Origin of the sequence: Roseomonas marmotae (assembly GCF_017654485.1) — a bacterium.
GTDB lineage: Bacteria > Pseudomonadota > Alphaproteobacteria > Acetobacterales > Acetobacteraceae > Pseudoroseomonas > Pseudoroseomonas marmotae.
This window is the reverse complement of sequence record NZ_CP061095.1, coordinates 1-13,549: the sequence shown is the minus strand read 5'-3', so window position 1 is coordinate 13,549 and position 13,549 is coordinate 1. Positions and strand designations below refer to the sequence as shown.

Here is a 13,549-nt window from a genome sequence, read left to right as displayed (position 1 = left end):
CGACAATGGGGGCGGATACAGCTTCGCTCATGCCTGTTGCCCCACGACATTCCGCCAGGTGGAAGGATCACGCGCTCTTTGCCGCAACACGGTGGCCTCGCCAACGCGATGGCAGGCAGCCCAGTGGCCGGGCGCCAGCGTGGACGGTTCCGGCACGAGAGCCGTGCAGACGGGTATGGCGAAGGGGCAGCGCGGTGCGAAGCGGCAGCCTTTGGGGGGATCATGCAGCGGCGGCGGCGAACCCTCGATCGGCGCCAGCACCGCCTCCTCCGATTCCAGGTCGGGGAAAGCGTTCATCAGGCCCATGGTGTAGGGATGTGCCGGCTGTTCCAGTACTGCAGAGGTCGGGCCATGCTCCACCACCTTGCCGGCGTACATGACAGCCACCTGCCCGCAGAGATAGGCGACGACGCTGATGTCATGCGTGACGATGATCGCGGAAAGGCCAAGTTGCCGGCTGAGGTCGCGGAATGTATCCAGCACCTGGCGTTGCACGATCACATCCAGCGCCGTCACCGGTTCGTCCGCGATGACCAGCTTGGGGCGGAGGGCGAGTGCCAGGGCAATGGAAGCACGCTGGCGCATGCCGCCGCTGAACTGATGCGGGTAATCATCCAGCCGCCGGGGGTGCAGGCCGACAGCACGGAACAGCTCGGCCGCCCGCATATCGGCCTCGGCACGCGGCAGGCCGCCGCGGTCGCAGAGCACCTCCCGCATCTGGTCACGCAGGCGATAGACAGGATCGAGCGCACTCATCGCCGTCTGCGGGATGAAGGCGATCTCGCGCCAGAGCTTGGCGCGACGTTCAGCAGGCGAGAGGGCAACCAGATCCGTGCCATCCAGCAGGATCTGACCCCGCGTGATGCTGGCGCCGCCGGGCAGGACGCCTATCAGGGCACGGGCGAGTGTCGTCTTGCCGCAACCTGATTCCCCCACCAGTCCGAGCATGCCACCACGCTCGACCGAAAGGTCCGCGCCGTCGACCGCCTGCACCGCACCACGGCCATAGGCCACCCCGAGGTCGCGGACTGCGAGCAATGTGGTCATTTCCCGTCCCTCAGCTTGGGGAAGAGCAATTCCTCATAGCCACGGCTGACCAGAAATCCTGCCAGCACCACCAGCACGATGCAGAGGCCCGCAGGCATGAACCAAGCATACTGCCCGCGGTCCAGCGCCTGGGAGGCATAGGCATCCTGCAACATGGTGCCCCAGGAGATCGTGTCGCTGTCGCCAAAGCCGAGGAAGGAGATGCTGGCCTGGGTCAGGATGGCCCAGCCGACCGCGAAGGCACCGTAGAGCGCCGAGAAGGGCAGCACGCTCGGCGCCACATGCACGAACAGGATGCGCCATTCGCTGGCGCCCGTCACGCGCGCGGCCTCGACGAACTGGCGCTGCGAAAGCGTCAGGACCTGGCTGCGGATGACTCGCGCCGCATTGGGCCAGAGCATGATGGCCACCGCGAAGACGATATTCTGCAGCTGCGGCCCCAGCAGCGCCGTGACGACGATGACGAAAGGCAGGAAGGGCAGGCCGATGACGATATCGGTCAGGCGCATCAGAACCTGGTCCAGCCCTCCACCGAAATAGCCGGAAAGCAGGCCCACCACCGTGCCGATGACCGCCACGGCCACCGCGGCCGAAAGCCCCACGATCAGCGACGGGCGCGTGCCCATGACCAGTTGCGAGAAAATGTCCCGTCCGAGATTGGTGGTACCAAGCCAGTGTTCGGCGCTCGGAGGCAGCGATGCGGCCAGGCCGCCTTCCGGTGTGAAGAGGATCTCCATGGGGTCATAGGGTGCAAGCCAGTCCGCGCAGAGCCCTACGATGATATAGGCGATGTAGATGGAGACACCGACCAGCGCATAGGGATCGTGCAGCAACTGCTGCGTAAAGGCCGACCACGCGCCATGGCGTGGCGCCCTGGTGGCGGGGGCGGCGGTCGTTACCGCGCTGACCTCAGCCACGGCCATGGGCTACCCGCGGGTCCAGCAGGCCGTAGAGGAGATCGGCCAGGATATTCATCAGCACCAGCACGAGAGCGATCAGCAGGAAAGCGCATTGCGCGAGGGGGTAATCGCTATTCGCGATGGCATCCGCCAGCAGACGACCGAGCCCCGGCCAGCTGAAGACGTTCTCCACCACGACATTGCCGCCGACGGATTGCCCGAAGCCCAGGGCAAAGGCGGTAACCAGCGGCAGCAGGGCATTGCGCGCCGCGTGACGCAACATGATTGACCTTTCCGAAAGCCCCTTCATCCGGGCCATCGTGACAAATTCCTCCCGCATGACCTCCAGCATCGAGGATCGCATCAGCAGAGCGGGCAGGCCCTGCAGGTAGATGGCGAGGGTGAACGCCGGCAGCGCCAGATGCTGCAGGTAATCCAGCGAGAAGATCCGCGCCCATTCGGAGCTGTAATGCGCGCCCGCCGAATTGGCGCCGCCAGAAGGAAACCATCCGACTCCGAAAGCGAAGATTGCGAGCATCACCATCCCCACCCAGAATTCCGGTGCGGCACGGGTGGTCAGGACCAGGGGAACACTGACTGCCTCGAACACGCCGCCACGCTTCCAGGCCATCACAGCGCCCAGCAATGTCCCGAAAAGATAGGCGATGATCAGGGCGGTCATCGTTAGCAGAAGCGTGTTCGGCAGTACCTGCAGCACCATGTCCAGAACCGGCTGTCGTTGGCGGAAGGACAATCCGAACTCGCCGCGCAACAGGTTACCCAGATAGATCAGATACTGCTCCGGTAGCGGGCGATCGAGGCCGAACTGCGCCCGGATCTCGCGCTGCTGGTCCTCGGTGAAGGTGGGGTCGATGAAGGCCGTGCTCGGATCACCGGGCATCAGCCGGAACATCAGGAACACGATCGTCGCCACAGCCCATAGCACGAAGACCATGTGCAGAAGGCGTTTGAGGAAATATGGCACGCGCTTTGCCTCAACCTTCGGTCAGGGTTTCCTTGACGCCCTCAGGATAATGCAGCTTGCCGCGCACGGTGACATACCCCGCTTCTTCCAGCAGCTTCCTGGCTGCTGCCATATCGACTTTCAGATCATCGATGCCTGGCTTGCTCCAGAACTTCAGCGCCGGAGACACGAAGGAATTGGCTGGCGTAGCAAACCCGTTCCATGCCGCAGCCGCCATCAACTGACGGTTGATGGCCAGGGAGAGAGCGCGGCGGAAGCGCGCATCATTGAAAGGCGGGCGGCGGAAATTCGGTGCTGCGAAGCGGAAGCCCATGTCGGTGGTGGCCACCACCTCGATGTTCGGGTTTCCCTTGGCCATGTCCGCCAGCAGCTTAGGGTCGCCCCTGTAGTCCGTGAGAAAGTTGATCTCCCCGCGCGGTAGCATGCTCATCGCAGCCCCGGTATTGGTGATAACCCGCATGATCCATCTGTCCATACGCGGCTTTTCCCAATATTGCGGGTTTGCCTCCAGCACGATCTCCTCGTTCAGTTTGAAGCGGGAGACCTTGAAGGGTCCGGAACCGATTGGCCGCTCTTCCTGAACTGTCTCGGCATTCTGTGGCTTGCTGGCGAGGTCGGCGAGGATAGGCTGCCAGACATGCCTTGGGACAAGGTTGATCTTGGCCAGGGTGGACGTCGCGAAGGCAGAGCTGGGTGTCTTCAGCACGAAGCGCACAGTACGCTCGTCAACCGCCTTCACCGAGTCGATATTGGCCACGAAAGGCTTGTACATCGGCGATTTGTCGCTGGTGGCTGGCGCCTCGAAGGAGAAAACGACGTCCTCCACCGTCACCGGCTTTCCATCATGCCAGGTTTGGCCCGCGCGCAGCACCACATCGATGGTGGTGGGGTCCACCTGCGTTACCTTCTCGGCAGCCCAAGGCTGCGGCAGGCCGTCGGGGCCAACCCGCATCAGGCGATCCCAGATGAGTTCGGTCACCCAGCTGTCGATGGCACCACTGATGTACAGCGGGTTCAACGCGATCAGCGACTCGGCGGCGTTGACAACCATATCCCTCTTAGCGCCCGCAGGCTCGGCGCGCAGAAAGGTCCAGAAGCAGCGGATGCCGATTCCGCTCTGCTCGACGATGCTCTCCGGCTTCCAGATGCTTTTGTCGTAAGCAAGAACATTCTTCGGATAGACCAGGAACAAATAGGGCTGATCGCGGTCGATGATCTCCTGCGCTTCGTAAAGTAGTTCCTGCCTCCTCTCGAGGTTCGGCTCCGCTCTCTGTTCTTCCGCGATCTTCTGGAAATCCGGATTGTCGTAACCGACGAAGTTATAACCCGTGGCGATCGTTGATGGATTATAGAGGTTAAAGGTGAACTCATCCGGGTCGCTACGCTCCGGACGGCCGACCATCCTCCACATCGTCATGTCCCATTTCGTTCTGTTATTCCAGACGATATCGGAAAGCTGAGGACGCGGCAGGCCTTTCACCTCAACGTCAAGCCCAAGCTGGCGCCAGGCAGAGGCGATCAGTTGCGCGGCCTGAAATTCCTGCGGATCGCTCGCCTGCGCCGCGCAAAGCAGGGATATTTTGCGGATTTTATCCCCGGGTGTGGCGGCGAGAGCGGTGGTGGATGTGATGACAGGCAAGAGCATCAGCGCAGAACTGGCCAGCAGGGCACGTCGCGAGAGCATGACAGCGGTCACGGCAGCATCCTCCATGAGGGCAGGTCGGCGCGTAGCCGCGCCATCTGCTGCCGAGCCTAAACCGTTGTTTCGTTCTCGTGGAAGGAATTCTTCAGGCAGCAGGCCAGAAAACATGCTTCCTGGAGAAGAATCGCCAAGACAGCCCAAACTCTGTTCGTTAACGCAGAAATCTGACTAATTTCCGTTCAGTTTGGGAGGGTCATACTCTGGCCACTACGAAAAACAGTTGACCTGTTCCTGGCGCAGGAGAACCATCGGTTCAACAGCCGTAACAAGCCAGATGGTGGGGAGTATCAAGGGTGCCAATCAGTGATCTGGAGCGCCGTTTCCTCGACAAAGTCGGCCTCGACACCCCATGGTCGTTGGTAGAAACCTTCTCGACCATGCCTCGCTGGATGCCGGAAGACGTCAATGGCGCTGCCGATGTCATAGGCCAGCGCCTCGCCGCACTCGGTGTTCCCTTCGAGATGCATCAGCCAGAAATCTGCCTTTCGGTGCCTCTCTCCGCCTCTGTCACGGCGGGTGGCAGGGCGTTCCGGGCCAAAGCTCCTTCTTCTGCTCTGTCAGTGCCGGAAGGACGGACAGCGCCGTTGGTGAAGCTGCAGGCGAATCCCAAGGCGCTTCGCAGCTATAACCGCGACATCTCGACCCTGTTCGGCGGCAGCATCCGCTCGGTCGAAGAACTGCGCGCACTGGTCGGCGGCAAGATTGTCGTCATCTCCGGCTTCGGCAACCCGGCCCTTACCTCCCTGATCGAGGAGTGGGGCGGAGTCGGGCTGATCGCGGTCAATCCTGGTATAGATATCCACTGGGGCACCTGCACCACCATCTGGGGCAGCCCCGATCTGGCAGACCTGCCGAGGAAGCCGAAGATTCCGGTTGTTGCTGTCAACAATCCCGACGGTCGGGCGCTGATGGAGATGGCCGATGAGGGGGCTGAGGTCACGATCAAGACGGAGATGCTGGAAGGCTGGTTCCCGCAGAAGGTGCCCGTCGTAACCATCCCCGGCACGGCGGAGCCAGAAAAATACGCTCTGGTTCATGGTCACTACGACAGCTGGGATGTCGGCGTAGGCGACAACGCTACTGGCGATGCCACCCTGCTGGAGCTTGCACGCGTTTTGTGGGAAGGACGTGGAGATCTACGCCGTTCCGTAAAGATCGCGTGGTGGCCCGGCCATTCTACCGGCCGCTATGCCGGATCTACTTGGTTCTCCGACCGGTTCGCGCAGGATCTGGATGAGAATTGCGTGGTGCAGATCAATTGTGACAGCCCGGGCTGCCGCTGGGCCACCAGTTATCACGATACACGCGCCTTCACGGAAAGCGCCGCCATTGCCACGCAGGCCATTCTGGACATCGTGCCTGATGCCGAAGTGAAGACGCTGCGGCCGCCGCAGGCTGGCGACTATTCCTTCAATAATATCGGTCTGCCCAGCTTCTTCATGCTCTCCTCGACCATGCCTGAGAAGCTACGGGAAGAGAAAGGATACTACGATGTGTCAGGGTGCGGCGCCAATATCGCCTGGCACACGGAGAATGATACGATCGAGATCGCCGACCGCGATATCCTGTTGACGGATATCAGGATCTATCTCCTCTCTGTGCTTCGTGTGGTAAATGCTGAAGTTTTACCCTTCGACTGGCTGGCCACATGCGACGAGTTCCTGAACACGATCTCGCGGTACGAATCCTCCTCCGGCGATATGGCGGACCTCTCAGCCGCGCGTGCCGCAACCCGGATGCTGCGAACGGCTGTGGAGAAGCTGGAACATGCCGGGCCAGGGGTGCGTAACGCAACAAGCCTGAACCTCGCCCGGCTGCTGATTCCGCTGAATGCAACGCGTGAACCGCGCTTCCGCCACGACCCCGCCTATACAGTACCGCCGCTGCCGACGCTGGCCGTTGCCGCTGAACTGCCCAACCTACCTGAGAAGCTGCGCCGTAGCGGCCATGTGGAACTGATGCGTGGCCAGAACCGCTATGTCGCAGCGGTCCGGGCTGCCACAAGGATGGTGGAGGGTGCGCTGGCATGAGCGATACCGTCGCCCACTTGACCGGCAACGTCGGCGGCCCGGCGCTCATGGAGCATGTGCGGGAGTTCGCGAAGCGCGTGAAGCTGTCAGGCACGCCGGAGGAGTTGGAGAGCTTCCGATATCTCAAGGCGCAGATGGATAGCTTCGGCTACCGAACACGCCTTCTGATACACGACGCTTATATCAGCCTGCCAGGCCCCGCACGGGTCGAAGCTGGCGGCACCACGCCGCAAGCCATCACGCATTCCTTCTCCCGCCCTTCTCCGGCAGGCGGGTTGCGCGGTGAACTCACTTATGTGGATCGCGGCGCCGAAGCCGATTTCCAAGGGCGAGACCTTCGCGGAAAGATCCTGCTGGTGGACGGGATCGCTAGTCCTGCGGTCTCCGCCCGCGCCTCGGCAGCCGGTGCCGCAGGGCAGTTGCATATCAGCCCGCAGGAGCACCTGCACGAAATGTGCATCTCCCCGGTCTGGGGCAATCCGACCGACATCACCCTGGCTGCGCTGCCGACCACCGTGGTCTGCACGATCGCCCAGTCCGCGGGCCGGACCTTGCATGCCCGAATGAAGGCTGGCGAGGCGCTGGAGGCCGTGCTGCATGCGGAGGTCGATACCGGCTGGCGGCCGACACCGTTGCTCGAGGCTGAACTAGATGGCGAGGATGGCGCGGAGGCGCCCTTCATCCTCCTCTCCGGCCATCACGATACCTGGTATGAAGGCGTGATGGATAATGGATCAGCCAATGCGACCATGCTGGAGGTCGCAAGGCTGTTGGCCAGCCATCGCGCCGGCTGGCGCCGTGGGTTGCGCGTCTGCTTCTGGTCCGGGCATTCCCATGGACGCTATTCGGGCTCGGCGTGGTATGCTGACCAGAATTGGGATGATCTGGATCGCCGCTGTGCCGCCCATGTGAATGTTGATTCGACCGGCGGGATCGGCGCCACGACGCTCACCCAGACGGAAGTCACGCCGGAGCTGGTGTCGCTGGCGGCCGAAGCCATCCGGCGGGAAACCGGACAGAACTATGCCGGCAAGCGCCCTTCCCGCAGCAGCGACCAATCCTTCTGGGGTATCGGCATTCCCTCGATGTTCGGCGGGCTCAGCACGCAGGTTCCGGGTACACCGACCTTCGGCCCGCCGGAGATGCGGAATTCCCTCGGCTGGTGGTGGCATACGCCGCATGACCTGATTGACAAGGTGGATGAGGAGTTCCTCATTCGCGACACCAAAGTCTTCGTCCATGCGCTGTGGCGCCTGTTAAGCGATCCGGTGCTACCGCTGACCCCGGGCGACACGGCATCCGCCCTGGTGCAGGAGCTGCGCGCGCTGCCGGTGGGCCGGGACGACGCGCCGCCCATTTCCGCCGCCCTCGCCGCGGCGGAAGCAGTGCAGGCAGCTGCGGAAGGCGCGCGGTCAGATCAGGCACTGATGCGGGCCTGCCGCGCCCTGGTCAGCCTGCACATGTCCGAAGGGGACCGGTTTCAGCACGACCCGGCCTTGCCCGGCACACCCTGGCCGGTGCTGCGTCCGTTGCGGGACTGGGCCGATGCGGCGCCAGACTCTGACGCGGCGCGTTTCCTGGCCGTAGCGGCCACTCGCGCCTGTAACCGCCTGATGCATGGGCTGAGGCAGGCGGAGCACGCCCTGCGGAACTGATAGCCGGCGGCTGGCTATACCACCTTTCCTTCTACGGTTGCTGCGCCCGACCGGCCTTCGCGTTCTTCAGCTCCTCACGGCAGGATATGAATGACGGGCGGCTGGGTTCAGACGTGCTGGCCACCGTTGATGTGGATCTCGGCGCCATTGATATAGGAGGATTGCTGCGAGCAGAGGAAGAGGATGGTATTCGCCACCTCCTCCGGCGCGCCCAGTCGGTGCATCGGAATCTGCCGGTGAATGATGTCCTCGGTTCCGGGAGAGAGGATGGCCGTATCAATCTCGCCTGGCGCAATGGCATTCACGCGGATCCCATGGGGGCCGAATTCATGCGCCATCTCGCGCGTCAGCGCCGCCAGGGCTGCCTTGGAACAGGCATAGGCCGTCCCGGCGAAAGGATGGACGCGGGAGCCGACGATGGAGGTGACACTGACGATCGTCCCCTTCGCTTCCTTCAAAGGCCCGAACAGCCCACGCGCCAGCGCGGCCGTGGAGAAGAGATTGACGTTGAATACCGTCATCCAGGTGGAGGGATCGGTATCGAGCAATCCCATGCGGCCGCCGCCCGGCAATTTGGGGGAAATCCCGGCATTATTCACCAGCGCATGCAATTGTCCGTCGGGCAGGCGACGACGCACTTCCTCAACCAGCGGACCGATGGCGCCCGGGTCGGCCAGGTCGGCCTGAAGATGGCTCTCCCGCGCCTCTGGCCAGCGGCATTCCTCCGAGAATGGCTGGCGGGAGACGGTCAGGATGCGCCAGCCCTCGGCCTGGAAGCGCTTGACGGTGGCATGGCCGATGCCGCGGCTGGCGCCGGTCAACAACATGATGGGTCGGCTATGGGCCATCGGGAGTCGTCTCCATCGGGTTCGGCTGCCTCCTGTGTGCCAGTCCGGTAACAAGGGCGCCAGCCCGCCTGTGCGGCATATGGTGAGGCGCCGCATCGCCTTCCAAGGCGGCGGGTTGTCGCCATATCCGGGAGGTGCCGCACCTGCCTCCCCTGCCCTCCCGCCGCCTGCTTCTGGGTCTGGCCGCCGGCTTGCCGGTCATGCGGCGAGCTTGGTCGCAGGAAGCCCGGTTACAACAGGCCCTGGCGCGCGCCGCCGAGTTGACGCCTCTGCATACGCTGATCGTCGCGCAGCGCGCCGAGCGCCGCTTCCGCGGCCCGGCACCCGACCAGCCTGTGAACATCAAATCAGTGTCCAAATCTGTCATCGCGGGACTGGTCGGCATCGCCATTGCGCGCGGATATCTCCGGGGCCCCGATCAGCCTATCGCGCCCCTGCTCCGGGACAAGCTACCGGCCACCGCCGACCAGCGCCTGGCGCGCGTGACGCTTGGCCAGCTGCTTTCCATGCAGGCAGGGCTGGAGCGTACCTCCGGCCCGCTCTATGGCCGCTGGGTCAGCAGCCCGGACTGGGTGCGCTTCGCCCTGGCCCGCCCCTTCGTCGCAGAGCCTGGAGGGCAGATGCTGTACTCCACTGGCAATAGCCACCTGCTCTCCGCCATCCTGACCAGCGTCACGGGCCGCAGCACCCTGGCCCTGGCGCGGGACTGGCTGGGGCAGCCCCTGGGTATCGCCATTCCCACCCTGGCCACGCGATCCGCAGGGCATCTCCTTCGGCGGCAATGACATGCTGCTCTCCCCTCGCGCGCTGCTGCGCTTCGCGGAAATGTTCCGGCAGATGGGGCACCTCCAGGGCCGCCAGGTGGTACCGGAAGACTGGGTGCGCGCCTGCTGGACAGCGCGGACGGCCTCGGTCTTCACGGGCGACAGCTACGGCTATGGCTGGTTCATGACCGGGCGCGGCGGGTATTGGCGCGCCTATGCCTGGGGATTTGGCGGGCAGATGGCGCATGTGGTGCCCGCGCTTGGCCTCAGCATCGTCATGACCTCCGACCCCACCCAACGCTCCGGCGGAGCCGGTGGGCATGCCCGCGCCCTGCATGAGCTGGTGGAGCAGGCGCTGATCCCTGCCCTCACCGCCTGAGGCCGTGGATGCAAACCCCGGCGGCCCCGGGGCTTTATGGCAGCGGGCAATGGTAGGAGAGCACCCGATGGAATGCAGGCTGGACGGCCAGGTGGCAGTGGTGACGGGCGGCAGTTCCGGCATCGGTCGCGGCATCGCGCAGCTCTTCGCGCAGGCAGGCGCGGCGGTGGTGGTGAACTACCGCGGCAGCCGTGACGGCGCCGAGGAGGCGGTGCGGGAGATCGAGGCCGCCGGTGGCAAGGCCATCGCGGTCAAGGCCGATGTCTCTCAGCAAGCGGAGGTCGAGGCCATGTTCGCCGCCGCGGTCGAGCATTTTGGCGCTGTCGATATCCTGGTGGCGAATTCCGGCATCCAGAAGGATGCCGCTTTCACCGAACTCACCCTCGAGGATTGGCAACAGGTGATCGACACCAATCTGACCGGCCAATTCCTCTGTGCCCAGGCGGCAGTGCGGCAGTTCCGGCGGCAGGGAGAGCGCGGCGTCTCCCGCGCGCGCGGCAAGATCCTTTGCATGAGTTCCGTGCATGAGGTCATCCCCTGGGCAGGGCATACCAATTATGCCGCCTCGAAGGGAGGGATCTCGCTGCTGATGAAAAGCCTGGCGCAGGAGGTTGCGGAGGAAGGCATTCGCGTGAATGCCATCGCCCCCGGTGCCATCCGCACCGCCATCAACGCCGATGCCACCGAGGGCGACGCGGCGCGGGACCTGCTGCGGCTGATCCCTTACGGTCGCATCGGCGTGGTGGAGGACGTGGCGCGGGTGGCGCTGTTCCTCGCCTCAGATATGGGGGATTACGTTGTCGGCGCCACGCTGTTCGTCGATGGCGGCATGACGCTCTATCCGGGCTTCCGTGACAATGGCTGAGGCTGGCGCGGCCCTCAGGCGGACCGCTGCTTACCCCGGGCTGGCGCGGGGGGCATCAGCTCCGGCAGGCGGTCGATGATGGCCTGCACCGCTTCCTCCGGCACCGAGGTCGCGAAGCGGAACATCCACTGGCCTCCGTTGCGCGTCAGCGTGCCGATACGCTGGCCGTCATGCACCACATGCCGCCGGTCCGGTGCCCCTGCCGGGGCGGCACCGCGACGGACCTCCCGTCCCTCCGCGGCGCGGAGCATGGCATCCACCTGCTCATCGGGGTCCGGGTTCTTCTGGGCGTCCAGCGTGTCGATGATGCGCTGGAAGGCCAGCGGGTCGGCATCCAGGGCCTCCATGACCCGCCGCGCGCGCAGCATGGCCAGCCTCCTCGGGTCGCGCAGCCGGTCCATGATCTCCGTCGGGAACCGCGCCAGCCGCAGGTAGAGGCTGAGCGTCGAGGGATCGAGGCCGAACTGCGCCGCCACCTCCTTCGCCTGCACGTTCAGCCGTCCCTTCACCTCGGCGAACCAGCGGGCGCGCTCCAGGGCCGAGATATCCTCGCGCCGCTCATTCTCCGAGAACTGGATACGCAGCATGGCCGCGTCATCCAGCATCCGCACCCGTGCCAGCACGCTGCGTCCAAGCACCCGGCAGGCTTCGAGGCGCCGTCGGCCGGCCGCGATCTCGAACCGCCCCTCCCCCGCCCGGCGCAGGGTCACGGCATCGTTCTGCCCGTTCGCGCGGATGTCTTCCAGCAGCGCCTCGAACTCCGGCCCCGCGAATGCCGAGCGCATCCGGTCGCGCGGGAGAGGGTCGTGGATCAGCTCCGGTGCCAGGAAAAGGAACTCATCGGCTTCACCGCCGGCCTTGGCGGCGATGGCCCGGGCCTGGGCCAGTTCCCGCTCCAGGCTGTCGCCACGCTCGCCGGCACCGGCCAGGGCATGTTCCAGCCGCTGGATCCGCTCCTTCAGGCCTTCCGTCACCGCGCCGAGGGCGGCGGAAGGGCGGTGCTGGGCCGCGGCCTGCTCCGGGGCCGCGACCTCGGAATCGGGGCCCCGTTCCCGCAGGGCCTTGGCCAGTTGACCGAAACGGGCGCTGGTCGGGCGGTTCATATCGCGGCTCTCCTCAATCTGCCTGGGCCGGCAGGGCACGGCCCCAGAAGGACAGCACCTCCCGCTCCAGCAGCCGGTTGACGGCATTCACGCTGGACAGCACGCGCTGATAGGCTGCCCGGTCGGTCGAAGGTTCGTATTCATACAGTGTCTCCTTCCCCAGCCCGGCGGTGCCGATGATGCGGGAATGGAGGAAGGGGCGTGGCAGAACAATCTCCCCGAACCGTTCCTGCGCCAGGGCGAAAAGCGCTTCCTGACTGCGGTCAGTGGGATCGAAGGCTGTGATCAGGATCCGGGTGAAGGCCAGCGGCAGCGACGCGCCGAAGGCCTCCGTGAAGTCGCTGACATAGCCGGCCAGATGCGCGAAGAATTCCCCGGTCGAGGCCAAGTCCGTCATCGTCGCGCGGGTGGGTACCACGATGCCGCTGGCGGCATGGAGCGCTGCGGTCATCAGCATGTTCACGTCAGGCCGCGTATCCACCACCACGACATCATACCTGGGCGGCAGGGCATCGAGGAAGGCGCCAAATTCCTCGAAATAGAGGGTCTCCTCCGGTTGACCCGATGCGGCACGGCGCGCCAAGCTTTCCTCGGCTGCCGCAAGGGCGGCGCCGGCAGGCACGATGTCGATGCTTGGCCAGTAGGTCCGGCGGCAGAGCTTTGCGGCGTCGATCTCCTGACCATCCTCCCGGGCCGTGGTCCAGGCGGCGAAGCTCTCCTCCGGCCCAGCTTCATGCGCGGGATCGAAGCCAAATTGTGCCGTCGCGCTTCCCTGGCTGTCGAGATCCACCAGCAGTACCCGATAGCCTGCGAGTGCCATGAACTGCGCGAAATGCACGCTGCTGGTCGTCTTGGCCGAACCTCCCTTGAAGTTCGTGAAGACCACGGTCGCCAGGGATTCCCGCTTCGGATCGCGTGGCGCTTTCAGGCGTGCCCTGGCCCGGCTGCCGCCCGGCTGCTGCCGCAACATGGTAAGCTGCTCGAAGGTAAATCGGCCACGGGGCGGGGGAGCGTCTGGAAGGGCACGACGTGCCAGTCCGCGCAGTTCCGGCGCTGTCATGCCGAGCAGAGCGGCGCATTCGGCGGCGGAGAAACCGCGCAGCCTCTTGCGTCGCTCCGGCGCGTTCTCGACTTCGATAGCGACCTGTTGCGCGGCGCGCAGCACTTCCGCAACATTACGGAAGGCCGTGACGTGATCGCCCATGGCCGATTCCCCCAAACATGCCCCTTCGGCTGTGTTAAGGGATCTACCGACGGAATCAAGATAGATGA

The 13,549-nt window shown here is 64.6% G+C and carries 12 protein-coding genes; 5 read left to right on the top strand and 7 right to left on the bottom strand.

Annotated features, from left to right (window positions below; genetic code table 11):
• Window positions 1–27 precede the first annotated feature (27 nt).
• The 4 genes from IAI58_RS20630 to IAI58_RS20615 are packed head-to-tail and all read right to left on the bottom strand — an operon-like array spanning window position 28 to window position 4,627.
• Window positions 28–1,047 (bottom strand): ABC transporter ATP-binding protein, encoded by a 1,020-nt coding sequence (locus IAI58_RS20630; RefSeq protein WP_207448965.1) that lies wholly within the window; start codon window positions 1,045–1,047, stop codon window positions 28–30.
• Window positions 1,044–1,970, bottom strand: a complete 927-nt coding sequence (locus tag IAI58_RS20625) for an ABC transporter permease (protein WP_208776290.1) — start codon at window positions 1,968–1,970, stop codon at window positions 1,044–1,046. The genes IAI58_RS20630 and IAI58_RS20625 overlap by 4 nt, the downstream gene beginning before the upstream one ends.
• Window positions 1,957–2,931, bottom strand: a complete 975-nt coding sequence (locus IAI58_RS20620) for an ABC transporter permease (protein WP_207448969.1) — start codon at window positions 2,929–2,931, stop codon at window positions 1,957–1,959. The genes IAI58_RS20625 and IAI58_RS20620 overlap by 14 nt, the downstream gene beginning before the upstream one ends.
• 10 nt (window positions 2,932–2,941) lie before the next feature.
• A complete protein-coding gene (locus IAI58_RS20615; RefSeq protein ID WP_237182973.1) occupies window positions 2,942–4,627 on the bottom strand; it encodes an ABC transporter substrate-binding protein in 1,686 nt (561 codons plus the stop codon).
• 299 nt (window positions 4,628–4,926) lie between these two features.
• On the opposite strand from IAI58_RS20615, the gene IAI58_RS20610 reads away from it, so the two are divergent.
• Both IAI58_RS20610 and IAI58_RS20605 read left to right on the top strand, forming a co-directional pair.
• On the top strand, window positions 4,927–6,663 hold the full coding sequence (locus IAI58_RS20610; RefSeq protein WP_207448972.1) for a M28 family peptidase: 1,737 nt from the start codon (window positions 4,927–4,929) through the stop codon (window positions 6,661–6,663).
• Window positions 6,660–8,318: a M28 family peptidase gene (locus tag IAI58_RS20605; RefSeq protein WP_207448974.1), complete on the top strand. Its 1,659-nt coding sequence runs from the start codon at window positions 6,660–6,662 to the stop codon at window positions 8,316–8,318. The genes IAI58_RS20610 and IAI58_RS20605 overlap by 4 nt, the downstream gene beginning before the upstream one ends.
• A gap of 107 nt (window positions 8,319–8,425) precedes the next feature.
• Here the strand turns inward: IAI58_RS20605 and IAI58_RS20600 are convergent, their stop codons facing one another.
• Complete coding sequence (locus tag IAI58_RS20600) at window positions 8,426–9,166, bottom strand: SDR family NAD(P)-dependent oxidoreductase (protein WP_207448976.1); 741 nt, start codon at window positions 9,164–9,166, stop codon at window positions 8,426–8,428.
• Window positions 9,167–9,366: 200 nt separating this feature from the next.
• Here IAI58_RS20600 and IAI58_RS23420 point away from each other — a divergent pair, with 200 nt between their 5' ends.
• From IAI58_RS23420 to IAI58_RS20590, 3 genes are all read left to right on the top strand, one after another.
• The gene (locus IAI58_RS23420; RefSeq protein WP_336512369.1) at window positions 9,367–9,951 is read left to right on the top strand and encodes a serine hydrolase domain-containing protein; all 585 of its coding nucleotides are present in this window, start codon (window positions 9,367–9,369) and stop codon (window positions 9,949–9,951) included.
• A gap of 1 nt (window position 9,952) precedes the next feature.
• Window positions 9,953–10,309 carry a serine hydrolase domain-containing protein gene (locus IAI58_RS23415; RefSeq protein ID WP_336512370.1) on the top strand — a complete coding sequence of 119 codons (357 nt, stop codon included), beginning with the start codon at window positions 9,953–9,955 and terminating at the stop codon, window positions 10,307–10,309.
• A 67-nt stretch (window positions 10,310–10,376) separates the two neighbouring features.
• The gene (locus tag IAI58_RS20590) at window positions 10,377–11,174 is read left to right on the top strand and encodes a glucose 1-dehydrogenase (protein ID WP_207448978.1); all 798 of its coding nucleotides are present in this window, start codon (window positions 10,377–10,379) and stop codon (window positions 11,172–11,174) included.
• Between the two features lie 14 nt (window positions 11,175–11,188).
• Here the strand turns inward: IAI58_RS20590 and IAI58_RS20585 are convergent, their stop codons facing one another.
• The gene (locus IAI58_RS20585; protein WP_237182538.1) at window positions 11,189–12,277 is read right to left on the bottom strand and encodes a ParB/RepB/Spo0J family partition protein; all 1,089 of its coding nucleotides are present in this window, start codon (window positions 12,275–12,277) and stop codon (window positions 11,189–11,191) included.
• A 13-nt stretch (window positions 12,278–12,290) separates the two neighbouring features.
• On the bottom strand, window positions 12,291–13,481 hold the full coding sequence (locus IAI58_RS20580) for an AAA family ATPase (RefSeq protein WP_207448980.1): 1,191 nt from the start codon (window positions 13,479–13,481) through the stop codon (window positions 12,291–12,293).
• Between the last annotated feature and the right edge of the window lie 68 nt (window positions 13,482–13,549).

Excerpts from the sequence above, each read along its gene's own strand:
- IAI58_RS20585 (WP_237182538.1), bottom strand. The coding sequence starts at position 12,277 with ATGAACCGCCCGACCAGCGCCCGTTTCGGTCAACTGGCCAAGGCCCTG.
- IAI58_RS20600 (WP_207448976.1), bottom strand. The coding sequence starts at position 9,166 with ATGGCCCATAGCCGACCCATCATGTTGTTGACCGGCGCCAGCCGCGGC.
- IAI58_RS20590 (WP_207448978.1), top strand. The coding sequence starts at position 10,377 with ATGGAATGCAGGCTGGACGGCCAGGTGGCAGTGGTGACGGGCGGCAGT.
- IAI58_RS20580 (WP_207448980.1), bottom strand. The coding sequence starts at position 13,481 with ATGGGCGATCACGTCACGGCCTTCCGTAATGTTGCGGAAGTGCTGCGC.
- IAI58_RS20630 (WP_207448965.1), bottom strand. The coding sequence starts at position 1,047 with ATGACCACATTGCTCGCAGTCCGCGACCTCGGGGTGGCCTATGGCCGT.
- IAI58_RS23415 (WP_336512370.1), top strand. The coding sequence starts at position 9,953 with ATGCTGCTCTCCCCTCGCGCGCTGCTGCGCTTCGCGGAAATGTTCCGG.
- IAI58_RS20605 (WP_207448974.1), top strand. The coding sequence starts at position 6,660 with ATGAGCGATACCGTCGCCCACTTGACCGGCAACGTCGGCGGCCCGGCG.
- IAI58_RS20625 (WP_208776290.1), bottom strand. The coding sequence starts at position 1,970 with ATGGCCGTGGCTGAGGTCAGCGCGGTAACGACCGCCGCCCCCGCCACC.
- IAI58_RS23420 (WP_336512369.1), top strand. The coding sequence starts at position 9,367 with ATGCGGCGAGCTTGGTCGCAGGAAGCCCGGTTACAACAGGCCCTGGCG.